This is a genomic window from Ensifer sp. GW823-FHT05D09 (genome assembly GCF_058795755.1).
The window spans coordinates 108,822-135,249 of the sequence record NZ_JBXAIA010000008.1; the positions used below are offsets into that span (position 1 = coordinate 108,822).

26 protein-coding genes are annotated in these 26,428 nt (G+C 61.8%); 8 read left to right on the plus strand and 18 right to left on the minus strand.

What is annotated here, in order from left to right; translation table 11 throughout:
• Nucleotides 1–58 precede the first annotated feature (58 nt).
• From arsK to AC1Q80_RS21795, 12 genes are all read right to left on the minus strand, one after another.
• Nucleotides 59–1,300, minus strand: a complete 1,242-nt coding sequence (arsK, locus tag AC1Q80_RS21740; RefSeq protein WP_492361804.1) for an arsenite efflux MFS transporter ArsK — start codon at nt 1,298–1,300, stop codon at nt 59–61.
• A gap of 15 nt (nt 1,301–1,315) precedes the next feature.
• Entirely contained in the window at nt 1,316–2,041 is a 726-nt protein-coding gene (gene arsH, locus AC1Q80_RS21745; protein ID WP_492361805.1) for an arsenical resistance protein ArsH, read from the minus strand.
• Complete coding sequence (gene arsC, locus AC1Q80_RS21750) at nt 2,016–2,438, minus strand: arsenate reductase (glutaredoxin) (protein WP_492361806.1); 423 nt, start codon at nt 2,436–2,438, stop codon at nt 2,016–2,018. The genes arsH and arsC overlap by 26 nt, the downstream gene beginning before the upstream one ends.
• 2 nt (nt 2,439–2,440) lie before the next feature.
• Nucleotides 2,441–3,499 (minus strand): ACR3 family arsenite efflux transporter, encoded by a 1,059-nt coding sequence (gene arsB / locus AC1Q80_RS21755; protein WP_492361936.1) that lies wholly within the window; start codon nt 3,497–3,499, stop codon nt 2,441–2,443.
• A gap of 2 nt (nt 3,500–3,501) precedes the next feature.
• Entirely contained in the window at nt 3,502–4,029 is a 528-nt protein-coding gene (locus AC1Q80_RS21760) for an arsenate reductase ArsC (protein WP_492361807.1), read from the minus strand.
• Between the two features lie 43 nt (nt 4,030–4,072).
• Nucleotides 4,073–4,429: an ArsR/SmtB family transcription factor gene (locus AC1Q80_RS21765; protein ID WP_173423333.1), complete on the minus strand. Its 357-nt coding sequence runs from the start codon at nt 4,427–4,429 to the stop codon at nt 4,073–4,075.
• 293 nt (nt 4,430–4,722) lie between these two features.
• Nucleotides 4,723–5,085 (minus strand): hypothetical protein, encoded by a 363-nt coding sequence (locus AC1Q80_RS21770; protein WP_492361808.1) that lies wholly within the window; start codon nt 5,083–5,085, stop codon nt 4,723–4,725.
• Between the two features lie 57 nt (nt 5,086–5,142).
• The gene (locus tag AC1Q80_RS21775; protein WP_492361809.1) at nt 5,143–6,075 is read right to left on the minus strand and encodes a substrate-binding domain-containing protein; all 933 of its coding nucleotides are present in this window, start codon (nt 6,073–6,075) and stop codon (nt 5,143–5,145) included.
• 373 nt (nt 6,076–6,448) lie between these two features.
• A complete protein-coding gene (locus AC1Q80_RS21780) occupies nt 6,449–7,075 on the minus strand; it encodes a hypothetical protein (protein WP_173423330.1) in 627 nt (208 codons plus the stop codon).
• Nucleotides 7,076–7,185: 110 nt separating this feature from the next.
• On the minus strand, nt 7,186–8,340 hold the full coding sequence (locus AC1Q80_RS21785) for an FAD-dependent monooxygenase (RefSeq protein ID WP_492361810.1): 1,155 nt from the start codon (nt 8,338–8,340) through the stop codon (nt 7,186–7,188).
• Between the two features lie 10 nt (nt 8,341–8,350).
• Complete coding sequence (locus tag AC1Q80_RS21790) at nt 8,351–10,348, minus strand: TonB-dependent receptor (RefSeq protein WP_492361811.1); 1,998 nt, start codon at nt 10,346–10,348, stop codon at nt 8,351–8,353.
• Nucleotides 10,345–11,595, minus strand: a complete 1,251-nt coding sequence (locus tag AC1Q80_RS21795) for an MFS transporter (protein ID WP_492361812.1) — start codon at nt 11,593–11,595, stop codon at nt 10,345–10,347. Before AC1Q80_RS21795 ends, AC1Q80_RS21790 begins: the two co-directional genes overlap by 4 nt.
• Nucleotides 11,596–11,726: 131 nt before the next feature.
• Here AC1Q80_RS21795 and AC1Q80_RS21800 point away from each other — a divergent pair, with 131 nt between their 5' ends.
• Complete coding sequence (locus AC1Q80_RS21800; RefSeq protein WP_492361813.1) at nt 11,727–12,710, plus strand: helix-turn-helix transcriptional regulator; 984 nt, start codon at nt 11,727–11,729, stop codon at nt 12,708–12,710.
• Nucleotides 12,711–12,942: 232 nt separating this feature from the next.
• On the opposite strand, the gene AC1Q80_RS21805 is transcribed toward AC1Q80_RS21800, so the two are convergent.
• From AC1Q80_RS21805 to AC1Q80_RS21830, 6 genes are all read right to left on the minus strand, one after another.
• Nucleotides 12,943–13,281, minus strand: coding sequence for a slr1659 superfamily regulator (locus AC1Q80_RS21805; protein WP_077502623.1), 339 nt, complete (start codon nt 13,279–13,281; stop codon nt 12,943–12,945).
• A gap of 13 nt (nt 13,282–13,294) precedes the next feature.
• On the minus strand, nt 13,295–13,855 hold the full coding sequence (locus tag AC1Q80_RS21810; protein WP_173423329.1) for a slr1658 superfamily regulator: 561 nt from the start codon (nt 13,853–13,855) through the stop codon (nt 13,295–13,297).
• Nucleotides 13,856–13,859: 4 nt separating this feature from the next.
• Nucleotides 13,860–16,220, minus strand: a complete 2,361-nt coding sequence (locus tag AC1Q80_RS21815; protein WP_492361814.1) for a SpoIIE family protein phosphatase — start codon at nt 16,218–16,220, stop codon at nt 13,860–13,862.
• On the minus strand, nt 16,217–17,395 hold the full coding sequence (locus AC1Q80_RS21820) for a class I SAM-dependent methyltransferase (RefSeq protein ID WP_209790206.1): 1,179 nt from the start codon (nt 17,393–17,395) through the stop codon (nt 16,217–16,219). Before AC1Q80_RS21820 ends, AC1Q80_RS21815 begins: the two co-directional genes overlap by 4 nt.
• Complete coding sequence (locus AC1Q80_RS21825) at nt 17,392–17,910, minus strand: ubiquinone biosynthesis methyltransferase UbiE (protein ID WP_173423326.1); 519 nt, start codon at nt 17,908–17,910, stop codon at nt 17,392–17,394. Before AC1Q80_RS21825 ends, AC1Q80_RS21820 begins: the two co-directional genes overlap by 4 nt.
• A 139-nt stretch (nt 17,911–18,049) precedes the next feature.
• Nucleotides 18,050–19,729, minus strand: a complete 1,680-nt coding sequence (locus AC1Q80_RS21830; RefSeq protein ID WP_209790204.1) for a putative bifunctional diguanylate cyclase/phosphodiesterase — start codon at nt 19,727–19,729, stop codon at nt 18,050–18,052.
• A 739-nt stretch (nt 19,730–20,468) separates the two neighbouring features.
• On the opposite strand from AC1Q80_RS21830, the gene AC1Q80_RS21835 reads away from it, so the two are divergent.
• The 7 genes from AC1Q80_RS21835 (at nt 20,469) to purU (ending at nt 26,384) form a co-directional block, all read left to right on the plus strand.
• Nucleotides 20,469–21,275 (plus strand): amino acid ABC transporter ATP-binding protein, encoded by an 807-nt coding sequence (locus AC1Q80_RS21835; protein ID WP_492361815.1) that lies wholly within the window; start codon nt 20,469–20,471, stop codon nt 21,273–21,275.
• A complete protein-coding gene (locus tag AC1Q80_RS21840; protein WP_173423323.1) occupies nt 21,272–21,916 on the plus strand; it encodes an amino acid ABC transporter permease in 645 nt (214 codons plus the stop codon). Before AC1Q80_RS21835 ends, AC1Q80_RS21840 begins: the two co-directional genes overlap by 4 nt.
• Nucleotides 21,916–22,578, plus strand: a complete 663-nt coding sequence (locus tag AC1Q80_RS21845; protein WP_173423322.1) for an amino acid ABC transporter permease — start codon at nt 21,916–21,918, stop codon at nt 22,576–22,578. Before AC1Q80_RS21840 ends, AC1Q80_RS21845 begins: the two co-directional genes overlap by 1 nt.
• A gap of 27 nt (nt 22,579–22,605) precedes the next feature.
• On the plus strand, nt 22,606–23,445 hold the full coding sequence (locus AC1Q80_RS21850; protein WP_492361816.1) for an ABC transporter substrate-binding protein: 840 nt from the start codon (nt 22,606–22,608) through the stop codon (nt 23,443–23,445).
• Between the two features lie 82 nt (nt 23,446–23,527).
• On the plus strand, nt 23,528–24,262 hold the full coding sequence (locus AC1Q80_RS21855) for an aspartate/glutamate racemase family protein (RefSeq protein ID WP_173423320.1): 735 nt from the start codon (nt 23,528–23,530) through the stop codon (nt 24,260–24,262).
• A gap of 41 nt (nt 24,263–24,303) precedes the next feature.
• The gene (locus tag AC1Q80_RS21860) at nt 24,304–25,443 is read left to right on the plus strand and encodes an aldo/keto reductase (RefSeq protein WP_492361817.1); all 1,140 of its coding nucleotides are present in this window, start codon (nt 24,304–24,306) and stop codon (nt 25,441–25,443) included.
• Nucleotides 25,444–25,493: 50 nt separating this feature from the next.
• Complete coding sequence (gene purU, locus AC1Q80_RS21865) at nt 25,494–26,384, plus strand: formyltetrahydrofolate deformylase (RefSeq protein WP_492361818.1); 891 nt, start codon at nt 25,494–25,496, stop codon at nt 26,382–26,384.
• Nucleotides 26,385–26,428: the final 44 nt, after the last annotated feature.

Below are 26,428 nucleotides of genomic sequence, written 5' to 3' on the forward strand. Positions count from 1 at the left end.
ACAGTCGTCTGTGAACGCGCCGCGTCGATTGGTTGGTCCAATAGATACTGGGATGCGCCTAGACCTCGACCAGGCCCTTGCCCGCCTCTGACGCTCGAAGCTGGTCGCGGCGGTTGAACATGGCGATGGCAGCAAAGGTGAGTATTCCGGCGGCACCTGTTGCAACGGTTATCCATAAGGAAGGCAGCACCCCGAGCCAGGCCAGGGCCGAAGCAAGCGAAAACGGTGCCGCGGCGGACGACAGTTGCTTGGCGGCGGTAACCCAGCCAAGCCGCGCGCCGTAATTGTGCTTGCCGAAAAGCTCGAGCGGCAAGGTGCCGCTGACGATGCTGATCAGGCCCGATCCCATGCCGAAGAAGATGGCGAAGGTGATCGCGCCCGGCAGCCATGGCGCCGTAGCGGTGAGGACGACAAGCCCGAGAACCAACAGGCATGCGGCGATGACGGCAAGCGAGGTCTGGGTGATCTGTTTGCCGAAGAGCATGTTGACGAGGCGACTTGCCACCTGCGCCGGGCCGAACAGGCTGGCCACCAGGAGACCTGACGACCCCAGATCGAGTTCGACCGTCAAGGGTACCATGTGGATCAGAACGGCAGAGAGAACCAGGCCCTCAAGGGCAAACCCGAGCAGCATCAAAGTGAAAAGCGCGGTTCCGTGAGCGGGCGGCGTGACGGGCCGCTCGGACGGCTGGGTGTCCACCGGCACAGCCACGACGTGCCGTGGCCCCTTGAGGAGGTGTGCGAGCCACAGATGGATGGGCAAGCAAAGGAAGAGGTTCATGGCCGCAAACAGCATGTAGATATCGCGCCATGAAATTGATTGGTGAAGGCTCGCGGTCAACGGCCAGAACAGCGTTGAGGCGAAGCCGGCGATGAGCGTGAGGTGGGTGATCGTGCGCCGCGGATTGCAACCGCCAAACTGGACGATCGCGACGAATGCCGTGCTATAGAGCACGAAGGTCGATGCCACCTGCATTGCCACGAGCGCGATTGCGAAGGTCAGGCGTTCGTTCGCCATCGCCGTGGCGAGCAAGGCGCCGGCCGCGGCGATCGATCCGAAGCACAGAACGCGCCCGGCACCGAACCGGTCCGCCCATCGGCCGGCCATCGGCGCAAAGAGACCCCCGACGAGAAGCGCGCCGGACAGCGTCGCAAACACCCATTGTTCGGTCCAGCCGAAATCGGTGGCGATCGCCGGGACGAGAACGCTGAAGCTGTAGAAAAGCGTTCCGTAGCCGATGATCTGGGTCAGGCCCAGCCCTATGAGGGCCGGGAGCGGGAAGCGCATCTCGGTCATCATGCTCTTCCCATGATCTCAGATCGCCTTGAGCGAGACGCGTTGCTCCAGTTTGTCGGCATCTTCCTTACGCTCGCTGTAGCGATCGGTCAGATAGGCCGAGGCATCGCGGGTCAAAAGCGTGAATTTGACAAGCTCTTCGCAGACATCGACGACACGGTCGTAATAGGAGGAAGGTTTCATTCGTCCGTCGGCGTCGAATTCCTGCCAGGCTTTTGCGACCGAAGACTGGTTCGGGATGGTGATCATGCGCATCCAGCGCCCGAGAATGCGCATCTGGTTGACAGCGTTGAACGACTGGCTGCCGCCGGAGACTTCCATGACGGCAAGGGTCTTGCCCTGGGTCGGCCGCACCGAGCCGAGCGACAGGGGTATCCAGTCGATCTGCGCCTTCAGGATGCCGGTCATGGCGCCATGCCGCTCAGGGCTGACCCAGACCTGGCCCTCGGACCATTCCGACAGGCGGCGCAGTTCCTGGACCTTTTCGTGGCTGACGGGGGCGGCATCGGGAAGCGGAAGTCCTTCCGGGTCGAAGATGCGGACCTCCGCGCCGAAATGTTCGAGCAGGCGGCGGGCTTCATGGGCAAGCAGCCGGCTATAGGAGACCGGCCGCAGCGAGCCGTAGAGGATGAGGATGCGCGGTTTGTGCGTCGAAAGGGACGGGCGGAGCGCCGCGAAATCGGGCTGGCGGAGATGGTCGAGGCTTGCTGCAGGCAGATCAGACAAGGCGCTTTCCCTCCGCATCCAGCAGCTTCTCGCCGTCTTCCTTGGCAAAGGCGCCCTTGAATGTGTCGGGCAGAATGTCGAGCACGGCTTCGGAGGGCCGGCAGAGGCGGGTGCCCATCGGGCTGACAACGAATGGTCGATTGATCAACGCCGGATGCGCGATCATCGCGTCGATCAGTTGCTCATCCGACAAAGACGGATCGTCGAGCACGAGTTCGGCATAGGGTGTGCCCTTCTCGCGCACCGCTTCTCGCACGGAGAGACCGGCGGCCGCGATCAGCCGCTGAAGCGTTTCCCTGGACGGAGGTGTGTGCAGATACTCGACGACGGTCGGTTCGATGCCGGCGTGGCGGATCATTGCCAGGGTGTTGCGCGACGTGCCGCACATGGGGTTGTGGTAGATGGTGACATCCATGGTCAGGCCCTTTCAGGGTTGGTGTTTCGGACGACGGCAGGGCTGGCCTCGTACCAGTCCTTGCTGCGGTTGACGATCCAGACCACCGACAGCATGACGGGTACCTCGATAAGGACGCCGACCACCGTTGCGAGCGCCGCCCCGGAATGAAAGCCGAACAGCGAGATCGCAGCTGCAACCGCCAGTTCGAAGAAATTGGAGGCGCCGATCAGAGCCGAAGGGCCGGCAATGCAGTGTTTTTCCCCGACTGCCCGGTTCAGGACGTATGCAAGGCCTGAATTGAAGTAGACCTGGATGAGGATCGGCACCGCCAGCAACGCGATTATCGTCGGTTGCGCAATGATCTGTTCCCCCTGGAAGCCGAACAGCAGGATCAGCGTTGAAAGCAGTGCTGCCAGTGACAATGGCTGGAGCTTGCCCTGCAGCCAGTCGAGCCTTGCTGTCGATCCCCCGGCCGTCAGCCGCCGTCGCAGGATCTGGGCCGCGGCAACAGGGATCAAGATGTAGAGGGCAACGGAGATCATCAGCGTGTCCCAGGGCACGGTGATTGCCGACAACCCGAGCAACAGCGCGACAACAGGTGCAAAGGCGACGATCATGATGGCATCGTTGAGTGCCACCTGGCTCAGCGTGAAGTGCGGCTCGCCTTTCGTCAGGTTGGACCAGACAAAGACCATTGCCGTGCAGGGCGCGGCCGCAAGGATGATCAGGCCGGCGATATAGGCGTCGATCTGGTCGGCCGGAAGCAGCGGGCGGAACAACCAGCCGATGAACAGCCAGCCGAGCAGCGCCATGGAGAACGGCTTCACGGCCCAGTTGATGAACAGGGTCACGCCGATGCCGCGCCAATAGCTGCCGACCTTCGAAAGCGAGCGGAAGTCGATCTTCAGCAGCATCGGGATGACCATCAGCCAGATCAGGAGGGCAACCGGGATATTGACCTTGGCGATTTCCATTGCGCCGATCGCCTGGAAGACGTCCGGAAAGAGATGGCCAAGTGCGATGCCGACGACAATACAGCCAAAGACCCAGAGGGTGAGCGTGCGTTCGAAGAGCGACATCGTCAGGCGGGCCATGCATGAGTGTTGGTCGTTCCCTCCATCATGCCAATCTGATGCAGGTGGTGTTCAAGCGCCATTCTGTCGATTGATTGCATGGGGAGGTTGACGAACGCAGTGATGCGGTTCTTGAGGAAGCGGGCTGCCTGTGCGAACGCGCGTGCCTTTTCGATTTCTGTTCCCTCGACGGCTGCAGGATCTTCGATGCCCCAATGTGCCGTGATCGGATGGCCGATCCATACCGGGCAGGCCTCGCCGGCGGCGCTGTCGCAGACGGTGAAGATGAAGTCCATCCGGGGTGCGTCCTGCTGCGCAAAGACATCCCAGCTTTTTGACGTCGCCGCTTGCGCGTCGTAGCCGAGCGTTTGCAGTTCGCGAAGGGCGAGAGGGTCTACCTGTCCCTTTGGCCGGCTGCCGGCCGAATAGCCCCGAAATCGACCCTTGCCCTCCTGATTTAGGATGGCCTCGGCCAGAATGGAACGAGCGGAATTGCCCGTGCACAGGAAGAGCACGTTATAGATGCGGTTGGTCATGGCGCGTCCGTCTAGAGCGTTTCTTGGTCGATGGGTTTGGCTGTCATGGCTGACTTGCTCTCCCGCTGCTGCAGCAGGGCATGAGATCGGCAATCAAGGGTGCGCAGAGGTCGGCGTTGCCACCGCAGCAATCCTTGACCAGGAAGACTGTCAGTTCCCGCAATGCGTCGAGATTGGCGCGATAGATGATCGATCTGCTCTGGCGCTCGCCAGTCACCAATCCCGCACGCGAGAGCGTTGCGAGATGGGCAGACATCGTGTTTTGCGGCACCTCGACCGTTCGCGCGAGCTCCCCGACGGGAAGGCCGTGGGGTTCGTGTTTGACCAGCAGCCTGAAGACGTCGAGTCTGGTCGACTGGGCGAGGGCGGCAAGCGCGATGATGGCTTCTTCATTATCCATATATCCAGATTAATGGATATATTGAGCGTGTCAAGTGGAGCCGTGAGAGTTTCACAAATCGACGCGCATCTCGATCTTGCCAGATCCATGCACCGATCCGGGCTTGCCCATATTGTGCAGGGACAGGACTGCGAACGGATGCCTGCCGACGGAAGCGCGGCCCCGCCTCCAGTCCGATCTTCGGCCAACCCAGGGTGTCAATATCACGACGTAGCTTTATGGCCTTTGCCGTCCGAGAAATGCTTTGCCCGCTGGAAAATTTCCCTGCCCGTTCCAATATCTGAAAAGTCATCTCAACCTACTTTGATACGGAGGATCAGAGTCAGATGGATCGGTACTTCCGGGACCTGGCAATCGATGAAGACCAACTGAAAATGCTCCAGCGCGTGTTCCGACACGCCTGCTCCAGCAACGAACTGGAGCCGGAGAGCGAAGAGGCGGATCAACTCGGCGCCTCGCTCATCCGGATCTTTCAGCGCGGCGTTCGCAGCGAGCTTGCGCTCATGCAGATGCTGGGCGGCGACGATCGGCGCGTTGGCGCGAACGACCGGGACACGGCCCCGACCTGACATGGAATGATGCTCGCCACCCCGCGCGGCGGTGTCGTTCGGCGAGGAGGGTCGGCAGGTGCCAGTGTCATGGGAGAGATAGGCCACGGACATTCCTGTCCATGGCCTTCGGCTGGCTTGGAGACGTCAGGGCTCAACCCGGATTTACTGGTTGGCCTTTGCATAATCCTGCATGTTCTCAGGCGTCACCAGTTCAAAGGGTACCCAGATGTGGCGCTCGGTCTTTTCACCGCGTGCCAGTGCTACCGCCGCATCCATGGCTGCTGCTCCTTGGGCGACGGCATTTTGGAACACCGTCACGTCGAGATCGCCCTGCGACATCGAGGCAAGGCCATCCGGCGTCGCATCGATGCCGGCGACGACGACCTTCGACATGTCGACACCTGTGGACTTCATCGCCTGGATTGCGCCGATTGCCATCTCGTCGTTGTTGGCGATGACGGCATCGAACTTGGTGCCCGCCGACAGCCAATTGGTCATGATGTTGGTAGCCTCGAGGCGATCCCAGTTTGCGCTCTGTTCTTCAATGACCTTCATGCCCTTGCAATCGTCACTGGCGATGACGTCGTGGATATCCTTGGTGCGGGTCAGCGAGGAATGGTTGTTGAGGGGGCCCATCAGGACGAAGAGGTCGCCCTTGCCGCCGAGCAACTTGCAGACTTCCTTCGTCTGGATCGTCCCGGAGTCGAGTTCGTTGGAACCGACGAAGGCGGCGGTTTCCGGCAGGCTGTCGACATCGGCAGGCGGATGGTTCGCATAGACGACCGGGATCTTGGCTTCGGTTGCCAGCTTGGTGATGGCCGGCGTGCCGTCGCCGTCAACCGCAACGACGACGATAGCGTCGACGCCAGCAGAGATCAGGTTCTGCACCTGATCGAGCTGCCGGCTCGGGTCGTTCTGTGCATCTTCGACCTGCACTGTAACCTTGTCGAGTTCGGCCGCGCGGCTCTCCATGCCGCTGCGCAGGATCGTCAGAAAGGCGCTGTCGGAACGGGCAATCGCGATGCCGATGTTCTCGGCGTGCGCCGTCGTTGCCGTGAGCGCGCAAACGGCGGCGGAAATCAGAAATCTCTTCATCTCAGTCCTCTCCCTTGATCCGAGCGTACAGGTAAAGCTCGAAGAATGTATGTTCTGATTTTTGAATAGATCAAACATTCATTCCATTATCAAGGCGGTTTCAGCCGATGTGGGAGGCACTGGACGAATGAAGTTCTCGATGGCGCGCAATGGTGGGCTCAGCCTCCGGTAGCCGGCGCGCGTGGGCACCCAACGGACACCATGCGATCATCAAACGTAGCCGGGATGATCTGGCCGCCCGTCGCCGGACATGGCGCTGGTCGCAGTTGCGCAGGTGGTCGCCTCCGCTCGTGACATGTGCCGGCGGATCATCGATGCATGGCAGGGCCGTCGTGGACCTCGCAGCCACGACGGCCCTGCCGCGGTGTTCCCGTCAATTCGCGGCGAAGCAGTAAAAGAGCCCGTCGCCGCCCGTGCCCTTGAAGGCTTCCTGGGTGCAGCCGCCGCGCGTCGCGTGCGATGCATTCCACGATTTGGCCTCGGCACTGTCGTTGAGACCCGTGCGATCGCTGTGGCCGACGATCGCCGCACCGTCCGTTCCGCTGAGCGTCCAGTTGCCGCAGGTCTCCGGCGCGGCCGTGCCGTCGGCCTTGGAGCCGGTGAGGATATCGTGCCGGTTCGGCTTATCGCCGCGGCCGTTGATCACTTCGCCCTTCTCGTTGAGCGCGGTCTGCTTCGTCAGGTTGTTCTTGTCGCTGTGCAGCGAAGCGACATCGTCGGCGATCTTCTCGCCCTTGGCATTGTACCAGGGGCCGGCCCCGATACGGTCCTTGGCGTTTTCCGTATCGGTGGAGAGGTAGGCCTTCCAGGTCTTGCCCGTGGAGCCGCTCGCCGAGGCCAGCGTGTTGCAGTAGGTATCGGCGCCGGCAAGGCCGCCAAGATCGCCGCCCTTGCCCGGATTTGCGCTGGTGACGAAGAAGCTCATCGATGTGTCCTGGGCGTAGGCCCCGACGGCGGAGCAGACCAGAGCGGCCGCGACAAGTACAAGCCTGCGTTTCATGGCATTTCCTCCCGGTACGGTTTGAACCGGGAGAAGCCTAGGGGCGACCCGAACAGGAGTAAAATCGAAATCTTGTGATCTGCCGCGGGCAGCCGCACTCGCCATCGGTCTCAGTCGACGGCTACTGGCTTTGCCATCAGCCGGCGCATGGTCAGGCCGGCAAGCGGGCGCGACAGCATCAGCGGCAGGATATAGGACTGGATTCTCATTCCGAGCCTGCTGGTCGGCACATAATGCCCGCCGATTTTCCGCGAAACGGCCTGCATCTGCGAGACATGCGGCCGCAGCCGGCGCTCGTAGCTGGCGAAGGCTTCGGAATGCGGTTTCGTTGTCAGTTCGCCAGCGAGGATATGGGCGCCGGCCATCGCCATCGATGTGCCCTGGCCGGCCAGGAAGGTCAGGCACCAGGCGGAATCACCCAGTAACACCACCCGGCCTTTCGACCAGGATGGCATCTCGATCTGCGCGACCGTATCGAAGAAGGCGCGATCCCAATCGATGGCGGACTGGAGCGCAGAAGCAACCGGGTCGGGCCAAGTGCCGAAGTGACGCTGCAGAACTTTCAGTCGGTCTTCCGGCGTGAGCCGATCGGTCGCCGGATCGCGCCAACAGAACAGCGTTGCCGCCGTACCGTCGCCGATATCGTAGAGTCCGCCCTGATGGTCGACGTTCATCATGCCGACGAAGCTCGCCCCAAGCGGCCGATCGAGCCTCACCCGCCAGGCGCTGGCTCGGTAGCCGAGCGGACGCAGAAACGCCTCGTGCGGCCCGAACAGTTGCTGCCGGACGCCGCTGCGATAACCGTCCGCCCCGACGACGATGTCGAATGTGCCGCTGCTGCCATCTGAGAAGGCAACGTGCACGGCACCATCGCGCTCGACAAGCTCGGTGACCGTCGTGTCATAGCGAATGGAGGTTCCATCACCGATGTCGGCACGAAGCACCTCCTGGAAACGGTCGCGCATGATCGCCATCAGGCGACCGCCTGAGGCGGCCGCGAGCGTCCTGTAGTCGTAGGAAAATTGCGGCCGGCCGCTGCTGTCATGGTGGCGGGCAAGGCCCAGCGGCATGGAATGCCGCTTGAACGCCTCGATCAGGCCGAGCCGTTCGGCAACGGCCCAGCCGCTGGCATGGAGGCCGATTGAATAGCCGCCGGTGCGGTCCTCGCCGGCCCTGTCGACCAGGATGGGCCGGATGCCGCGCCGGATCAGGCAGGCGGCAAGGGTCAGGCCGGCAGGTCCGGCGCCGACGATCAGAATGCGCATCGCGAAATCCTCAGAAGGTCACGTTGAGGCGGCCGCCGATCGTGCGACCGGTGCCGAGCTGGTAGACGTTGCCGTAGGGCGCGCCGGCGTTGAAGCCGTAGGTGGTGTAGGTCTTGTCGAAGAGATTGTTGACGAAGACTTCTGCTGCCACCGTTTCGTTGGCCTTCCACTCCATGCCGACGTCGACAAGCGCATAGGCCTTCTGGCCGATGGTGTTTGTCTCGTCGAAATAGGATGTTCCGGTATAGGTGACGCCGGCATAGGGAATGAGCGCGCCTTTGCCGTTTTCCAGCTCGACTGTGTAATCGAGTGTGAGATTGGCGGTGAGCGCCGGCGCATAGGGCACGCGGTTGCCGGTGAGATCGAGGCCGGGTGTCACCGGGTTGGCGTAGTCGGTGAAGCGCGTCCTGTTGTAGCCGAGTACCGCGGTGACGGCGAGATTGTCGGTCGGCATGCTGCGGATCTTGAGGTCGATACCGCTGGAGGTGACCTCGCCGACATTCTGCAGATATTGCAGCGGCTGGACGCCGACGAACATCTGATAGTCCTTGGTAATGTTGTGATAGGCGGACAGCTGGGCCTCGAGCCGTCCGTCTTCGGACCGGTACTTCACGCCGGCTTCACCGTTATAGGTGTGCTGCGGATCGTAGGTATAGGCGATGTTTGCCGCCGTCACATTGCGGGTAAAGCCGCCCGCCTTGAAGCCGGTGCTGTAGAGCGCATAGACCCGCCAGGAGTCGTCCAGGGCGTAAGCGACGGCGAGTTTCGGTGAAAGGGCGGTGAAGCTGTTGTCGCCTTCGAGCGTGATGCCGCCTATCGCCCTGGCCGCGGCGCGTTCGTAGTCGAAGCGAAGGCCGGGCGATATGTCGAGCCGGTCGGTCGCATGCCAGGTCAGGTCGCCGAAGAGCGCATAGGAGCTAATCTTCTGCTGTGATGTCTGGCCGGCGATCGGCACCTGGCGGTGGAAATCAATCTGCTGCAGATAGGCGCCGGCGACATAGTCGATCGCGTTGCCGCCATCGGCGTTGGACGCGATCCGCAGCTCCTGGCTCCAGGTCGTCTGTTTCTCCGGCGTGTAGGTCCCGAAAACGGTGCGGTCGAAATCGCTCCACTGGTATCCGGACAGCGACGTGATCGTCGCCTCCCCGAGATCGTAGCTGGCGTTGATATTGGCATATTCGGTATCGAGATCGTATTCCGACGGGATAGGCAGCGCCAGGCGCTGATCGATCATCGATTCCATGACGAAATACTCTTCCGTCGAGGAGACGTGGCCGCGACCGGCCGCAACTGTCACGTCGAGCGGGCTTCCTTCCGGCGCATAGCGAAGCCGTATCTGGCCGTTGACGTCCTTGGTGCCGCCGACGTCTTCGCCGGTAAACAAGGTGGTGTAGCTGTCCTGCTGGCGCTTCACCGTCAATGCAGCCTCGCCGAACAGCGTTCCATCAATGATCGGCGCGTTGACCAGCAACCGGGCGTCGCCGCCTTCGGTGTGAAGCGCGCCGGAACTTTCAAAGCGAAAGGTGTCGTCGGGCTTGCGGGTGACGATGTTGATCACCCCGCCGATGGCGCCGCGGCCATAGAGCGTGCCTTGAGGGCCATAGAGCAACTCGACGCTTTCGAGCGCCGCCGGCAGCGTCCGGGACATATTGTACATGTCCTGCGGTATGCCATCGACATAGACCTGCGTGCTCGGATTGTAGAAATCAAGCGAGGCCTGGCCACGAATGGTGAAGTTTGCATAAGCCCGGCTCGAGCGCGACCGAATGTTGAGATCAGCAAAGACCTTGTCGAGATCGGCCACGCTGGTGACATTCCTCATCTGCAGGTCCTTTGGCGTTGCCACATCAATCGCGGATGGCAGCAGAAACAGGTCCTCGCTGCGCTTTCCCGAAGTGACGACGATCGGTTCGAGCAAGGTCGTGTCTATCGGCTCCTGGGCCGTGGCGGGTATCGACGTTGCGATCAGAGCGATCAGGGAAACGCCCGCGAGATGCTGCCGGTTCATGGAGTGGCCTCCTTTTGAGTATGGTCGAATGAATGGGAGTACACATTTCTGCCGACGAGGCGCCCAATGAGGCTTATGGCGGCGAGGATGGCTGCCGCCGAAAGACCGAAGATCGCGCCGTAGCCGAAGGATTGCCCGAGCAGGCCGGCCAGCGCCGAGCCGGCGATGGCAATGATGGCATCGACGCTTTGCAGGGCGGCGTAGTCTGTCGCCACCTGCTCCGGCGCGCACCAGTCCATCATCGCGGCATAAAGGACGACAAAGGACAGCGCGACGGCTGCCGCCTGCAGCGTCATAAGCACGATGATCGGGAGGGGGTCGCGCATGCCCATCAGGGCAAGCGCCAGGAGAGACAGCATCACGGCGGCGTTCAGCCAAGCGGTCGCAACGAGGCCGCGCACGGCACCGAAGCGCCTGACGAGCAACGCCCCAAATGACGCAGTGACGAGCCCGGCAATGGTGGCGCCCACCCCTTTGACGCTGCCGATGGCATCGAGCGAGAGGCCGAGATCGACAAGGAAAGGGCCGAGCATGGCCGAGCCGAGCCGGATGCCGGTCTGATAAATGAGGATGAACGCAAGCCCGCGCACCAGGGTGCGGTTGGCGATGATTGCCTTCAGGTTCGGACGATGGGATATCCGCTCGGATCTTTCCTGCGTTTCCAGGCTTTTTGCTGAGATCACCGGAATGCTGAGCATGGCAACGGTCGCGGCCATGACCAGCATCGAATACCCCCACCCGACATGGCTATAGACGGTCAGCCAAAGCCCGCCGCCGACCAGGAAACCGAGATAGGCGCCTGCGGTCGATGCACCGCTGGCACTGCCGCGGGTCGCAGGCGTCGTCGCTTTGACCGCCAGCGCATCGGTCGCGATATCCTGCGTTGCCGCAAACACCGCCATCAGGAAAAGCACGACGGCCAAGGCGGGAAGATTGTCGCGTGGGTCAAGGAACGATGCTGCGATGAAGCAGAGAACGATGCAGCCTTGGCACAAGAGGATCCAAAGCCGCTCGTGGAGGAACCGGTCGACGAGCGGCGCCCAGAGGAACTTCAACGCCCAGGGCAGAAAGAGCAGGGCGAGATAACCGATGCTTTGCAGATCCATGCCGGCATCCCGGAAGACCGCCGGCAGGGCCGTCTGCACCATGCTGCCAGTGACGGATTGCGCTGCGTAAAGACCGGCAAGCAGGCCGAGCACCAGCCAGCTCGCTGCTCGGGATGTTGCCGCCATGGGACCTGAAGTCATGAGTATTTCGATTCCGCGTTGAGCTTTGTCGGCTCTCTGCTAGACGCATCCGATAAACTTGACTATTGTGATCAGGTTCTCCGATAGTGTGATCGGTCCCTTTATTTTCAGAGGCAGCCCCGGAGGCGGCAATGACGCTGACAGTCGAGCAGAGAGCGCTGGCGCAATCCGATCAGACCGAGATCGTCGTTCTCGGACCGAACCCGACAGGGGCGGGGGATGTCCGCACCCTCACCGAGGGCGCCTATAAGATCCTAGGCGCCAGACCCGGGCTCACCGTCTCCTTGTTCGATATCGTCGTCGGCGACGATTTTTCCGGCAAGTTCGTGACCGAGCCCTGTGTCGCCATCGACATCCTGTTCAAGGCGTCGGGCCGAGGCTGGTTACTCGATGCGGAGGGTGCGACGATTGGCGCCGTCCCCTACCGCCCTGGGCGCATCTACGTGATGGTGGCCGGGCGTGGTGCCGAGGGGCTTTACGACGTGCCGATCGGGGCACGCTTCAAGGGCATGGACATCCGCGTCGATATGGCACTGTGGGCCAGGCTCGACCCGAGTGGTACGATTGCGCGGCTCGACGACGGGCACAGCCTGCATGCCATGTCCGGCAACGACACCTGGGTCGGCCTGCTGCCGCTTGCGCCGAAGGTTACGGCCGCTGCCAGGAGCCTGTTCGAGAGCGGCATGAAGGCGGACGAGGACCTGGCGATCGAGGCGCGTTGCCTCGACATCATCGCCGCCGTGATTGAAGGGTTGAAGGCAGAGAAGTCCACGGTATCCGCAGCCGAGACGCGAGATCGCCGCCTGCTGCAGCGGGCGCGGGACCTGCTGCTTGCCGATCTGCCGCGGCCGTGGACGATCGAAAGCCTGGCGCAGGAAGCCGGGCTGACCCAGAAACGGTTAAAGGCGGGTTTTCCCGTGGTTCACGGCATGCCCGTCTACGCATTTCTGCAGGAGGAACGGCTGCAGGCGGCGCACCGGTTGCTTGCTGCCGGCAAGCAGAGCGTGACCCAAATCGCACATTGCGTCGGCTATTCGAATGCCAGTCATTTCTCCCGCATCTTCTGTCGCAGGTTCGGCATGAAACCTTCCGACGTTGTTGGCGCGGGCGACTAACGCGGAAAACGTGGGTCTGGACGACGACGGCGTCCGGATAACGTCGAGCCGATCCCCGGATGACATGAAGCAACATGGGGCAAAGTCGCGTGGCAACGCAATTTCGTCCCTGGACCGGTTCCGGTCCAGGGACGAAATTATGCAGACGTTTCAAGAAACGATGGAGCTAAGCATCGCAATCTTCCGGATGCGCTCGCTGCGCTGCAAGCGCCTGCTTTCGGCAAATGTCGCTTCAGTTCAGCCTGAGGTCGATTCCGGGATGGAGCTTCTTGAGGTTGGGCAAAGACTTTGACTGCCACGGAATCTCGGAGGTTCCACGCACCGTCAATTGCACGTTCGGCCGGTTGCGGGCCTCGATCGTCAGCTTGGCGAGTAGGTTGATCCCCGACGAGTTCAGGAACTGCAGTTCCCCCAGGTCGATCGTCATGCGGTCGGGCTCGGCCTCAAGCACGCCCATGGCGAGGGTGAAGATCGGGGCATAGGCTTCCGTGCCGGGAAGCCGCATGGTTCCCTCGAAGTGGATGTCGTTGCCCTCGGACCAAACGCGGTAGTCCTCGTCCTTGATTTCCATATTCACCTGCTCATCAGTTCGAGATATCGGGGACGGGGATCGAGGCATAGGTCTCAAGCGCGACGTCTCCACTGCCGCCGTTGGGTCCGAAAACCCAGGCGAAGCGGACGCCATAATCGCTCATGAGTGTTAAAAGACCAAGTCCAGATCCGCTTTTGCCGGTGCCGATTGCATTGGCTTCGATGCGTTCGATCAGAAGGTCGCCCGGGTCGCCTGTCGTGATCTCGGACAAGAGATCCTGGAAGCGTGCCGCAGTCTCGCCATCGACGAAGTTCGACACCTTTGCGTGGAAGTTGCTGTCGTCGATCGATGCCTCGACCACGATGCCGCCGGCTGCGCGGAACTTCACCGCGTTTTCGACCAGTTCGTTGGTCAGGTAGCCGATATTGTGCCGGACTTCCTTGTAGGCGTTGCGCGAGCCGCGGTAGCGCATCGCGATCAGCTCGGCGACAAAATCCGAGGCGATAGCGCAATGTTTCCAGCTGAGGTTGAGCTGGCCGTCGTAAAGACGCAGCCTCGTCACGCTTTCATTGGCGCCCCTGGTCAGGTCCGCCGGTCCGTACAAAGTCGTCATCTGCTCACCTGTGTCTCATGACCACGAGGGTAATGTCGTCGTGAATTTTCTGCTTGCCGATATGCGCCATCAGATCCTCGAGTATCCCTGATTTTGCTTCTTCGGCGCTGCGTCCATAAAACTGCCGCGCACTGTCGCAGAGCCGCTGGATGCCGAACAGTTCGCCAGCCGCGTTCTCGGCTTCCGTTACCCCGTCCGTGTGCAGGATGATCATATCACCCTGGGCAAAAGCGACTTCGCGCGTGGCGACGAACCGCGAGATATCGGGCTCCAAGCCGATCGGCAGGCCGAGATCCATCGTGTCGATGCGCTCCACCTCCTGGGCGTTGCGAACGACAATCAGCTCCTCGTGCTGCCCCGAAAGCGTCAGGCGGCCGGCATCATAGTCGAGAAACGCCAGAGAAAGATGCTTGTCGGTATTGGTGCGCACGATATTTTTGTAGATCGCGCGGTTGAGGCGGTTGAGGAACTGATTGGGATCCATATCACCGGCTTCCTGCAAGGCGCGCGCAACCGATTGCACCATCAGCATCAGGACGCCGCTCTCAAGTCCGTGCCCGGTGACATCGCCGATGCCGATCTTCAACCGCGTGCCGTCACGCAGCACATCGTAGTAGTCCCCGCCCACTTCGTCGGCGGGCCGCATATAGGCGGCGATCTCGAGGTTTGCGATCTCGTCGAGCTCGCCAGCCTTCGGCAACACCATCATCTGGATCTGCCGGGCAACCGCCAGCTCGGCGCCGAGCCGCAGGTTTTCGCTGCGCAGCTGCGTGTTGAGGGCGGAGATCTGCTGGTTGGCTTCCTCGATCTGCTTCGTTCGCTCCTCGACGAGATGCTCGAGGTTTTCGGTGTGGAAACTGATTTCCTCCGCCATCCGGTTGAAGGCCGTGCCGGCTTCGCCCACTTCGTCGCGAGTGGAGATCGGCACCCGGACCGAATAGTCCTTCGCCTGGATGCGCTTGGCGGCGCCGGCAAGCGCACTGATGCCGGCGGTCACGCGCTTGGAAATGCCGAACACCGCCGCCGTCACGAACAGCAACGACGCAAGCAGCGCCAGGATCTGGTAGGCGAGGATGCGGTTCGTCGCCTGCGAGATGCCGGCTTGCGCGGCAAACAGCGACGCATAGATTTCGCGTTCCGGGACCACGATGCCGAGCGACATCGTTTCCTTGCGCACTGGGCCCGACATCCAGAAGTTTTCCGGCTGCAGCTGCTTCAGAAGAACGAGATAAGGCACCTTCTCGCCGGCCTCGTCGAGCATGACGCGCTGGATCACACCGTCCTGCCCGAGTGGCAATTGTGCGATGGCGACCTGGGCGCTCTTGCGCAGCGACCGGTCAGCACCCGTCACGCCTTGCGTGCTGGTATCGCTCGATGTCTGCAGGCCGATCGTCTTTTCGCCGGCCGGGTTGATGGCGAGCACATTGCCATCGGACATCGCCAGGAAACCGAAGCCGCTCTCGGCGACCTTGACGTTCTGCACCACCTCGGCCAGCTGGTCGAGCGTGATATCGGCTCCGGCGGCCCCTGCCACGGCCTTTCGGTCGCGCGACCACAGCGGCTGGAAGAAGCTGACGATGAGCTTGCCGGTGATCGCGTCGGTGTAGGGCGCCGTCTGCGTCACATCGTTGGGCACCGGCCTGACGCTCGGGTCCTTCGCCCATCGCTCCCAGGATTCGTAGATGCCGGGAAAGAAGAACGTCCAGAATTCCGCCTCGTTATGGCCGGGATAAAGACGGTCGAAGGTCTGCGCCTGGTCCGTATAGGGAGCGGTCCTGAAGATAGGCCGTTCCTTGGGGCCGATGTAGTACATCTGCAGCTTGGACCGGCCGCTTTCGAGCAGGCTCGGCGCAACCAGGTCGAGCACCGCGCTGTTCTCGATCTCGGTCTGGACGTCCGGAAGAGGGCGACGGTCCGGCCCGAGAAGATAGCCCCAGACGCTGACGACCGAGGGCGGGCCGGGCAGGTTCTGCGCCCATCCGCCCTTCTCATCGTAGACGACGGTGACGGAACCTGGCGCGCCGCGGGCAAGAGCCTCGCCGACCTGGAACTTGCGCACCGGCCGATCAATCTGCGACTGCAGAACGCCGGCCAGTGTTCCGACGTCGGTGTGAACCTGGCCGAGAAGCAGGTTGACGCGGGCGGCGGTCGATTCCGCGTAGGACCGCATATAGTCCTGATTGGCCTTCTGTAGGCCCTGGCCGACTTCCGTTGCGGCATCCCGCGACAGCCTTTGCACATTCCAAAGCGCAAGGCCGCCGGTCACCAGCAGATCGAACAGTACGGCGCCGCCGACAACGAGCACGAACTTGGCGCGGAAAGACCTCAGGCCGAGGCGGGAACTTGATGCACTCGGTTCATTCATGTCGGCTTGCGCCCCGATGCGACCCAGATCGGCCAGCCCGCATAGCCCTTGGGATGAAGGGCGGCAAAGATATGATCGCGGAAGCCCTGCCGGAAGCGCTCGATGAACTCGGGCGTGTCGCCACGGCGCACCGCCATTTCTCCGGCATAGACGTTTTCCCAGGCGGTGATCACATCGGCGAAGTCCTGCGGATCGCCGTCGAGGTTCGTCACCATGAACGACTCCACCAGGATGTCGTCGAAGCCCGCATCAGCGAGATAGCGGCGGCTTTTCGGCCCGAGTTCGACGTCCATGTCGAAATGGCTGAACAGTTTGGCGACCTCGTTATAGGTCCACTGGATGCTCTGGGCGCGCGGTTCGCCGAGGCAGTGCGAGTTTTTTTCATTGGTGATGTAGACGCGTCCGCCCGGTTTGCAGATCCGGTAGAGTTCCTTCAGCAGCAGCTCGGGTTCGTTGAAGATCTGCAGCGAGTGGCGGCAGCTGACGAAGTCGAACTGATTGTCCTCCAGCAGCATTTCCGACGCATCGCCGTAGGTGTATTCGATATCGGTGATGCCGAAGTTGGTCGCCACCTCCCGAGCATAGGCGAGGCTCGCCTTGGAGTGGTCGAGGGCAACGATCCGCGCCGGCTGAAACTCCTTCTGGACGAGAACGGCAAAGTCGCCGATGCCGCAACAGACGTCGGCCATCGCGATGCCCGGCCGCAGGCCGTGCCGAGGCAGGATCGAACGCTCGTGGCGCCAGGTCATCTTCGTCTGCGTTCTCAAAATCGGGATGAAGCTCGTGTCCTCGACGAAGCTCTGCCCGGGATAGAAGGTCGAATCGTAGACCTCGACCGTAATCTGCGGTTCGATCTGGTTGAGATGCCCGAACATGCGCGTGGTCCAGCCGACGACGCTCGACGTCACGATCACCATGCGCAGGTCCGCGCGTGCCCGGCAGGCGTCGAGGGCAACCCGCACGAAGGCATGGAATGCGGTGTTGTTCATCTGGATCAGGCGTTTCACGTCGACGTAAAGCACGCCGCGAACGTCGTCGATCGCCTGCTTGAGCATGGCGATGCTATCGGCGATCTCGTCGACGGACCGCGGCCGGACGACGCCGGCGAGCGAAAACACCTGGCTATTGGCGTCGAACGCCACCTTGAAGTTGGGGGAAAGGCCTGTGACGCTCAACTGACGAGCCCTTCCAGAGGCAAGTCGACGATCAGCGTGACTGCGGGTGACGTGCTTTCCTCGATACGGATGCTCGCGTCGAAATTGATGGCGAGATCGAGCAGTATGGATTCGCGACTGGGTGCCATGTCGGTCGAGATGGAATCGAGATAGCGGGCATGCGCATCGCTGCGATCGATCTTCTGTACGGCTTCGCGGTAGAACGGCACCTGTTCGGCCGGGCATGGAAATGTGATCTGGACGCGCTCGACCGGTCCATGGCGGTAGATCGAAAGACCGATTTGGCCGCTGGCGGTTCCGCCGCGAAAGGACACTTCGAGCAGCTCGTTGAGCGCCGACGAGAAGAAATTCGAATGCCGGACCGGATCAGCTCTGTTGTGGCTGATCATGCGGGCGAGATAGGTGGAGAGATGGTCGCAATGCTGCCATTCCGAAAGAAACGTCCCCATCTCCATTTCAAACTGGAGCAAGGGCTCGAAGGCCGCTTCCGCTGGCACACTGTTACCGACGTCCATGCTTGCTTTGTCCTCCATCTGTGGAACTTTGCCACGGCCCACAGGCACTTTCTACGCTGATTTATCAGGCACGCAAACTGGGGAGAGACCGGCGCACCTTGTGCCGGCGGCCAACCCCACAGCCTCACTCGCAGCTTTTTTACGAAACTTCCATTGACGATGATTGACGCAAATAGCCGTCGATAGCGTTGGGTGGCATGGGAACGCCGAGGAAGTAGCCCTGCAAACGATCGCAGCCTTCGCGTTCCAGCCACAGGGCCTGTGCCCGCGTCTCGACGCCTTCCGCCGTCACCGCCATCCCCAGTCCGTGCGCGAGCGCGATGATCGAGCGAACGATCACCTGGCTCTTCTCGTCATTCTCAAGATCCTTGATGAAATAGCGGTCGATCTTGATCGTGTCGAACGGGAAGTTTTTGAGATAACTCAGCGACGAATAGTAGGTCCCGAAATCGTCGAGCGAGATCTGAATGCCGAGCACGTTCAGCGTATTGAGCGTGTCGAGATTGTTGGTGGTCTTCTCGAGCAGAACCGATTCGGTGACTTCGAGTTCGAGCCGATCTGCCCGCAAGCCGACCATATCGAGCGTCTGTGATACGCGGTCGGTGAAGCCGTCATGAAGGAACTGTGCCGGAGACAGGTTGACGGCCACGGTGAAATGCGCAGGCCATGTGGTCGCCTGGCGGCAGGCCTGCTCCAGCACCCATTGGCCGATCTCGCTCATGAGGCCATCGGATTCTGCCATCGGCACGAAGACATTAGGCGGAATGATGCCTACCAGCGGATGACGCCAGCGCACCAGTGCCTCGAAGCCGACAATGGTGAAGGGAGGCTTCACCAGCGGTTGATACTCGATGGAAAACTGGTTTTCCCTGAGCGCGGTTCGCAGGCTTCGGCGCAGCATCTCCCGTTGTTCCAGCACGATCAGCATCGATCGGCTGAAGGTTTTGGCGCGGCCTCGGCCTTCTTTTTTGGCTGCATAAAGCGCTATGTCGGCCGCCTTCATCAGCTGCTCGCCCTCATTGCCATCAGGCGGCGCGATGGCAATGCCGATGCTTGCACCGACAAATGCCGATATGCCATCGACCGTGAACGGCTCCTTGAAGGCGTTGACCACCGCATTGGCGAGCCGCTCGGCTTCGGCCGGCTGCTCGGCGTCCCGCTGGATGATCGCGAATTCGTCGCCCGCCAGCCGGTAGGCAACTTCGCCGTCCTGCAGAACGCCGCGTATGCGTTCGGCCGCCATGCGCAGCACCGCGTCTCCGGCTCCGTGACCAAGCGTGTCATTGATCGGCTTGAAATCGTCGAGGTCGATCTGCATCAACGCCGGCTTCTTTTCATTGACGGCCGGCAGCACGCTTCGCAGGTCGTCGCTGAATTGGCGGCGGTTGGGCAGACCGGTCAGGGCATCGTGGGTCGCCTGATGAAGCAGCAGTGCGCGCTCGTTCTCGCCCTGGCTCGCGACCTCCCGCCTCACCGATGCGCCATCTGTCTCGATGACGCCGACGCCCTGGCCGGCGCGAAAGACCAGCAGGGTTCGCCGAGACCGATTGGGCGCGTCGAAGATTTCGATGCTGCGGGGAACGCCGTTGGCAAGAACGGACTCGGCCATCGCCTTCGAGGCCGGCTCAAGCAGTTCGGGGTAGACATGCCAGAGTGTTGCATCGACCAGTCCAGCCACCTCGTAAGCCCGTTGAAGGGCGACCGAGGAAGCGACCAGATGCAGAGCCTCGTCGTAAACCGAGATGACCTCGTCAGTATTGCCAAGGACGGTATCGTCCACGGGAGATGCAGCAGACAACGTCGAGTCGGTGCTTGACATCCTAGCCTTTCCCTTTCCGTTGCGGTTTGGTTTGGACCGCTTGCGAACATTGCTGTGCCTGAACCGCTTGGACTGCAAGCATGGCACCGCCCTCTATTTCAGTCTGTTCTCATGCATGGCTATCGTACAAAGCGTTGCCGTCAATGCTGCCCGCAAGTGGTGCGGCCGGCGATCAGAGCCGGCGGTTCGAACCGAGTGTACGAGCACAGGCATCTTCTCTGTTCGGTTGCAATTTTATAGCTCTTTCTATCACTCGCGGGCGAGGCAGGCAATTTTTGGGCGACTCGGTAAGCATAGCGATATCTAGCGATCCGATGGCTTTGCTCATCGGTCATGGCTAAAATAGTGTTATCTTGCCAACAGCGCCCACCGCCGGCATTAACCTTTTTTGGTTGCATGAGCGGGTTGCCTTTATCGCCCCAGGCATTCGGCAAACATTTCAAACCTCACCCATCCGTTCGGCTTCCGTGGCAAGCGACGAGACGTATCCCTTGAAATCATAACTCCAAGTTATGCGGTTCTGCAATTTTTGTCGTCTGCCGGGCACGCATCGAATCGTTATGGTGATCCACAACAAAAGAACGGGAACGACAGTCGTTCGCCTTGGGGCGCACGGCAGACATCAAACAAATTCAGCGACAGGACGCGGCTTGCCCGGCGTGGAGCCGAGCCGTGCCTGCAATGGGACGAAATCGTCATGGATGGCGCTGTCTTGCACATGAGGGGTGGCAAACCGACAATGACTGAGGACGATGCTCTGGCCGCCAAAGGAGCGCCTTCCGAGAAGGGTCAGGCGCGAAAGCACCTCATCAAGCTGGACAAGCTGAGCAAACACTACGGCAATCACACTGTGCTCGACGGTATCGACCTGGAGGTGATGCCGGGAGAGGTGCTCGCGATCATCGGCCCGAGCGGATCCGGCAAGAGCACGCTGCTGCGCTGCATCAACTACCTCGAACCCCCGGATGGCGGCCATGTCACCATCGGCGACATCTCGCTGAATGCCGCGGCACCCGCCGGTCGATCGGAGCTTTCCACCTTGCGCCGCAGCGTCGGCATGGTGTTCCAGTCTTTCAACCTCTTTCCGCACATGACGGTGCTGCGAAACGTCAGCCTGGCGCAGGAACGCGTTCTCGGGCGCAGCCGCAGAAACGCCGACGACCGCTCGATGCAGTTGCTGAGCCGCGTCGGCCTGGCCGACAAGGCCGGGCAGTTTCCCGGCCGCTGTTCCGGCGGGCAGCAGCAGCGCATCGCCATTGCAAGAGCGCTCGCGCTCGATCCCGATGTCATGCTCTTCGACGAGCCGACCTCGGCGCTCGACCCGGAACTCGGCCTTGAAGTGCTCGCCGTCATGCGGGAACTCGCCGAAACCGGCATGACGATGATCGTCGTCACCCATGAGATGAGCTTTGCCGAGGATGTCTCCGACACGGTGATGATCATGGCCGACGGAAAGATCATCGAGAAGGGACCGTCGCAGGACGTCATGCGCAATCCGCAACAGGAGCGCACGAAACGTTTCCTTCGGGCGGTGCACGACCGATGAGCACGGCCGACATCTTCGCCATCTTGCGCGGGCTTCCCTGGACCGTTGCCCTGACGCTCGGCGCTTTTCTGGCCGGCGCCATCCTCGGCATTCCGCTGGTGGCCGCCAGGCAAAGCCGCATCCTGCCGTTGCGGTTAGCGGCCATGGTGTTCATCCAGATCGTGCGCGGCATTCCGCCGATCCTCTGGCTGTTCATCATCTTCTTTGGCTTGGGAATGAGCGTCTTCCCTATCAGTCCGTTCAATGCGGCGCTGGCCGGGCTCGGATTGATCGCGGCTGCGAACATGGCGGAAATCTACCGCGGCGCGCTGGCTTCGATCCACTTCGGGCAATGGGAGGCGTCGTCGGCGCTGAATCTCGGCCGCTGGTCCACGCTGACGGATGTCGTCGCACCGCAGGCTTTTCGCGTGGCTTTGCCTTCGGCCGCGAGCTACCTCATCGGGTTGATGAAGGAGACGGCCGTCGCCTCGACCATCGGCGTCAGCGAACTCGCCTTCCAGGGCAACCAGCTGTCGCAGCTGACGTTTCGTGGTCTCGAAGTCTTCGCGCTGGTCGGCATGTTCTACATCCTCTTGAGCCTGCCGGTCGCCTGGCTGTCGCGCGTCGCCGACGGCTATCTGCAAGCAAAGGTGGCGCGCTGATGTTGCCGAATTACGAAGAGCTCTCCGCCTGGCTGCCAGATTTGCTTTCGGGCCTCTCGATCAGCCTGCAGGTCACGGCGCTCAGCCTGTTGATCGGCATTCCGTTCGGGCTGCTGCTCGCGCTGGGCGTGCTGGCCAAGAGCCGGCTGACGAAGGCACTCGCCCTGTTCCTGGTCGAGGTCGGCCGTGGCGCTCCGGCGCTGGTGCTGCTGCAGTTCATCTATTTCGGCCTGCCGACATCGGGCCTGACGCTCGGGTCGTTCACGGCAGCCGTCATTGCGCTGGCCTGGAACACCGGCGCCTATACCAGCGAGATCATTCGCGCCAGCCTGCAATCGATCCCGCATGGTCAGCGCGAGGCAGCGGTCGCGATCGGTCTCAATCGACTGGACGCGTTGCGTTACGTCCTGTTGCCGCAGGGCCTGCGCGTGGCCCTTCCGGCGCTGCTCGCCTTCTCGATCCTGATCTTCCAGGGCACGTCGCTCTGCTTCACCATCGCGCTGCCGGAACTCGTCAGCCGGGCCTACGAAATCGGCTCGAACACGTTCCGCTATTTCCCGGCGCTGCTTGCAGCCGGTGTTCTCTACGCTTCGATCTCCATCCCCGCCGCCCTGCTCGTCAGCCATGTCGAAAAGCGCGCCGGTTCCTATGCGCAACGCTGAACCAAAACCACGAAAGGGCATTCAGGCATGACCACATTTGCGACCAAAACCCGCCTTCTGCTGACCGGTATCGCCGGCGTCCTCGTTTCGAGCCAGGTGGCGCTTGCGCAGGACTGCACTCCGAAGCACACCTTCGCCACCATCGAAGAGGGCACGCTCACTGTTGCCGTGACGACATACGTTCCGCATTCCTATCTTGATGACGCCGGCAACATGAAGGGCATCGACGGCGATATCGCCGCCGAATTCGCCAAGCGCGAATGCCTGAAGGTGAAGGCGGTTGCCGTTGATCCGGCCGCCGCCATCCAGTACGTGCTGTCGGGACAGGCGGATATCGCGACCGGTGACTGGTATCGCACCGCCGAGCGCGCCAAGGTCATGAACCTTTCGGCACCGCTCTATACGGACCAGATGGCGATCTATTCCAAGGATGGTTTCGCCAATGTCGGCGACCTCGAAGGCAAGCAGGTCGGTACGGTGCAAGGCTATCTCTGGGTCACCGACCTGAAGACCATGCTCGGTTCCAAGCTGAAGCTTTACCCGAACTCGGTCAACATGCAGCAGGACCTCTTCGCCAGCCGTATCGACGTGGCGGTGGATGGCTATTCGACCGGCGTCGTTGCTGAAAAGAGCGGCGCTCTCAAGGACGTCAAGGTCAAGGTCGCAGCCTCCGACGATCGGGTCAGAGCCACCAAGGAAGCCGCGCAGGCGGCGTTCCCCTATTCCTTTAACGCCAAGGAATTCGGTGTCGCACTGGATGCGCAGATCGAGGCGATGCACGCCGACGGCACTATCGTCAACGTCCTGAAGTCCTATGGCCTCGATGGGACGGCGGCCGAAACCGGCGCGCCGCGCCTGGTTCAGTAACACCAGCTACGGGAGCCGCAACTGGCTCCCGTTCCCCCTCGGCATGCCGGTTTGAGAACATTTTGATATCGGAGACAAGACGATGACTGTCCACACAGTCAAGCGGAGGACGCAATCGTGGTACGGGGAGTCGATCGGCATCCTCATCCTCGATGCGGCATATCCTTGCGTGCCCGGCAATGTCGGCAACGCCACCACCTATGATTTTCCCGTGCGGTTCCAGGAGGTGCGCGGCGCTTCGATCGACCGGCTGCTCAATCAGCGCGATCCAGCCCTTCGCGACGTCTTCATCGAAGCGGCGGTCGAGTTGCGCAACCGAGGCGTCAAGGCGATCACCGGGGCCTGCGGTTTCATGGCCTATTTCCAGGAGGAGGTGGCTGCCGCCGTCGATATCCCGGTGTTCCTGTCGAGCCTGATGCAGATCCCGTTCATGCATGCGGCGGCCGGCGGCAGGGTCGGCATCATCACCGCCAATGCCAGCCGACTGACGCCGCGCCATTTCGAGGCGAGCAACGTGCCGGGGCATATTCCACTGGCGATTGCCGGCATGGAAGGGCAGACGGAGTTCCGCGAAGCGATACTGGAAGAAAAGGGCACGCTCGACAGTGCTGCCATCGAGCGCGAGGTCACTGAGGTCGCCCGCAAGCTCGTCGAGGATAACCCGGATGTCCGCTCCATTCTGCTCGAATGCAGCGATCTTCCGCCCTATGCTCACGCGGTGCAGGCGGCGACCGGTCGTCCGGTCTTCGATTTCATCACGATGATCAACCACGTCCAGCAAGGCGTCGCCCGCAGGAGCTATCACGGTCGCATGTGACGGTGGCCGAGGGCAGGACGCGAGACAAATCAGGAATTCCCATGTCCATGGACCACTATTACCTTCTCGGCCGCTCGGGCCTCAGGGTCAGCCGGCTCGCGCTCGGAACGATGACCTTCGGCAATGGCGGCATTCGCGGGATTGGCGGCTCCTGGGGATCGGACGAAGATGCGGCGCGCGCCATCTTCAATCGCTACCTCGAGGTCGGTGGCAACTTCATCGACACGGCGGATTCCTATGCGGCCGGGATCAGCGAAGAACTGATCGGAAAATTCGTCGCCGAGGCCGGCATTCGCGATCGGGTGGTGATTTCCACCAAGTTTTCCAACAGCCTGGAGCCCGGCAACCCGAATGCTGGCGGCAACGGCCGCAAGAACCTGATGCGCGCCGTCGATGCCTCGCTGCGGCGGCTGAAAACGGATTACATCGACCTCTATTTGCTGCACACCTGGGACCGGATCACGCCGGCCGAAGAGGTCATGCGGACGTTTGACGATCTCGTGCGCGCCGGTAAGATCCGCTATGCCGGGCTTTCCGACGTGCCCGGCTGGTATGCGGCGCGCGCCCAGACATGGGCGGAGGCGCACGCTTTGACGCCGCCGATCTGCCTGCAGCTTCCCTATTCGCTGGCCGAACGCAGCATCGAGAACGAGTTCGTGCCGCTGGCCCAGACGCTCGGCCTGGGGATCACCGCCTGGAGCCCGCTCGCCATGGGGCTGCTCTCCGGCAAATACCGGGCCGGCCAGCAGGCGGCGGGGCGGCTCTCGCTCGATACATCCGGCAGCGGTCTCGGCCTCTTTACCGAGCGCAACATGCGCATTGTCGCGGCACTGGAGGCGGTCGCCGCCGAGACCGGCCACAGCATGGCGCAGGTCGCTCTGAACTGGGTGGTGACGCAGCCCGGCGTCGGTGCCGCCATCATCGGCGCCAGCCGGCTCGAACAGCTCGACGACAATCTGGCCGCACTTGATTTTTCGATCCCCGCCGAATTGCGCCAGCTGTTGCAGGTGGCAAGCGCGATCAAGCCGGTCTATCCCTACTCGCTGTTTGCCGACGACTACCAGGCCGGCATCCTCAATGCCGGGGTGGCAGTCGGCGATAAGCCGCGCGGCTACCACAGCGAGACCTTTCTGCCCAAGGTCACCGACTATGTCTTCGGCCAGCCAAAAGCCAAGACCTGAGCTGCTTGGGTGAGCCGCCGCCAGCTACCTCCATCACGAAAGGAAGAGGCATGACTGTAATGCCCGCAAACCTGACATCAACAGGCACAGCTGCCTCGTTCATCCTGACGCTCGCCTGTGATGACCAGCCCGGCATTGTCGCGGCGGTGACAACCGAGCTTGCGGCGATCGGCGGCAACATCGTCGAGAGCAACCAATTTCGCGATGTCGAGACCAATTGCTTCTTCATGCGCATCGCCTTTACGGGACCCGCCGGCATGGCGCGGGACGGCGTCGAACGGGCGCTGAAACCGGCAATCGATCGCTTCGGAATGAGGGCCGCGATTACCGACGCCACCAGGAGGCCGAAGATCATCGTGATGGTCTCCAAGTTCGACCATGCGCTGCTGCATCTGCTCTACCAGATCCGCGTCGGCTGGCTGAATGCCGAGGTGGTCGCCATCGTTTCCAACCATGACGACAGCGCGCAAACCGCCGAACTCGGGAGCATTCCGTATCACCACTGGAAAGTGACGAAGGACAACAAGGTGGAACAGGAGCAGCGGCTGATCAATCTGGTGCGCGAGGCCGGGGCCGACCTCGTCATCCTCGCCCGCTATATGCAGGTGCTTTCGGACAATCTGTCGAACCGGCTTTATGGACGGATCATCAACATCCATCACTCGTTCCTGCCGTCGTTCAAAGGCGCCAAGCCCTACCACCAGGCGCATGCGCGCGGCGTCAAGCTGATCGGAGCGACCGCCCACTATGTCACGCCCGATCTCGACGAGGGGCCGATCATCGAGCAGGAGACCGAGCGGGTGACCCACGCAATGAGCGCCGAGGATTTCGTCGCCACCGGCCGTGATATCGAGAGCCGTGTTCTCGCCCGTGCGGTGAAGATGCATCTGGAAAACCGCGTCATGCTCAACGGCCACAGGACGGTGGTCTTTACACAGTGACGGCGACATTATCATTGTCATGATCGATAGAATCTGCGGGCAGA

Excerpts from the sequence above, each read along its gene's own strand:
- arsK (WP_492361804.1), bottom strand. The coding sequence starts at position 1,300 with ATGATGACCGAGATGCGCTTCCCGCTCCCGGCCCTCATAGGGCTGGGC.
- arsH (WP_492361805.1), bottom strand. The coding sequence starts at position 2,041 with ATGCGGAGGGAAAGCGCCTTGTCTGATCTGCCTGCAGCAAGCCTCGAC.
- arsC (WP_492361806.1), bottom strand. The coding sequence starts at position 2,438 with ATGGATGTCACCATCTACCACAACCCCATGTGCGGCACGTCGCGCAAC.
- arsB (WP_492361936.1), bottom strand. The coding sequence starts at position 3,499 with ATGTCGCTCTTCGAACGCACGCTCACCCTCTGGGTCTTTGGCTGTATT.
- AC1Q80_RS21760 (WP_492361807.1), bottom strand. The coding sequence starts at position 4,029 with ATGACCAACCGCATCTATAACGTGCTCTTCCTGTGCACGGGCAATTCC.
- AC1Q80_RS21765 (WP_173423333.1), bottom strand. The coding sequence starts at position 4,429 with ATGGATAATGAAGAAGCCATCATCGCGCTTGCCGCCCTCGCCCAGTCG.
- AC1Q80_RS21775 (WP_492361809.1), bottom strand. The coding sequence starts at position 6,075 with ATGAAGAGATTTCTGATTTCCGCCGCCGTTTGCGCGCTCACGGCAACG.
- AC1Q80_RS21780 (WP_173423330.1), bottom strand. The coding sequence starts at position 7,075 with ATGAAACGCAGGCTTGTACTTGTCGCGGCCGCTCTGGTCTGCTCCGCC.
- AC1Q80_RS21785 (WP_492361810.1), bottom strand. The coding sequence starts at position 8,340 with ATGCGCATTCTGATCGTCGGCGCCGGACCTGCCGGCCTGACCCTTGCC.
- AC1Q80_RS21790 (WP_492361811.1), bottom strand. The coding sequence starts at position 10,348 with ATGAACCGGCAGCATCTCGCGGGCGTTTCCCTGATCGCTCTGATCGCA.
- AC1Q80_RS21795 (WP_492361812.1), bottom strand. The coding sequence starts at position 11,595 with ATGACTTCAGGTCCCATGGCGGCAACATCCCGAGCAGCGAGCTGGCTG.
- AC1Q80_RS21800 (WP_492361813.1), top strand. The coding sequence starts at position 11,727 with ATGACGCTGACAGTCGAGCAGAGAGCGCTGGCGCAATCCGATCAGACC.
- AC1Q80_RS21805 (WP_077502623.1), bottom strand. The coding sequence starts at position 13,281 with ATGGAAATCAAGGACGAGGACTACCGCGTTTGGTCCGAGGGCAACGAC.
- AC1Q80_RS21810 (WP_173423329.1), bottom strand. The coding sequence starts at position 13,855 with ATGACGACTTTGTACGGACCGGCGGACCTGACCAGGGGCGCCAATGAA.
- AC1Q80_RS21815 (WP_492361814.1), bottom strand. The coding sequence starts at position 16,220 with ATGAATGAACCGAGTGCATCAAGTTCCCGCCTCGGCCTGAGGTCTTTC.
- AC1Q80_RS21825 (WP_173423326.1), bottom strand. The coding sequence starts at position 17,910 with ATGGACGTCGGTAACAGTGTGCCAGCGGAAGCGGCCTTCGAGCCCTTG.
- AC1Q80_RS21830 (WP_209790204.1), bottom strand. The coding sequence starts at position 19,729 with ATGTCAAGCACCGACTCGACGTTGTCTGCTGCATCTCCCGTGGACGAT.
- AC1Q80_RS21835 (WP_492361815.1), top strand. The coding sequence starts at position 20,469 with ATGACTGAGGACGATGCTCTGGCCGCCAAAGGAGCGCCTTCCGAGAAG.
- AC1Q80_RS21840 (WP_173423323.1), top strand. The coding sequence starts at position 21,272 with ATGAGCACGGCCGACATCTTCGCCATCTTGCGCGGGCTTCCCTGGACC.
- AC1Q80_RS21845 (WP_173423322.1), top strand. The coding sequence starts at position 21,916 with ATGTTGCCGAATTACGAAGAGCTCTCCGCCTGGCTGCCAGATTTGCTT.
- AC1Q80_RS21850 (WP_492361816.1), top strand. The coding sequence starts at position 22,606 with ATGACCACATTTGCGACCAAAACCCGCCTTCTGCTGACCGGTATCGCC.
- AC1Q80_RS21855 (WP_173423320.1), top strand. The coding sequence starts at position 23,528 with ATGACTGTCCACACAGTCAAGCGGAGGACGCAATCGTGGTACGGGGAG.
- AC1Q80_RS21860 (WP_492361817.1), top strand. The coding sequence starts at position 24,304 with ATGTCCATGGACCACTATTACCTTCTCGGCCGCTCGGGCCTCAGGGTC.
- purU (WP_492361818.1), top strand. The coding sequence starts at position 25,494 with ATGACTGTAATGCCCGCAAACCTGACATCAACAGGCACAGCTGCCTCG.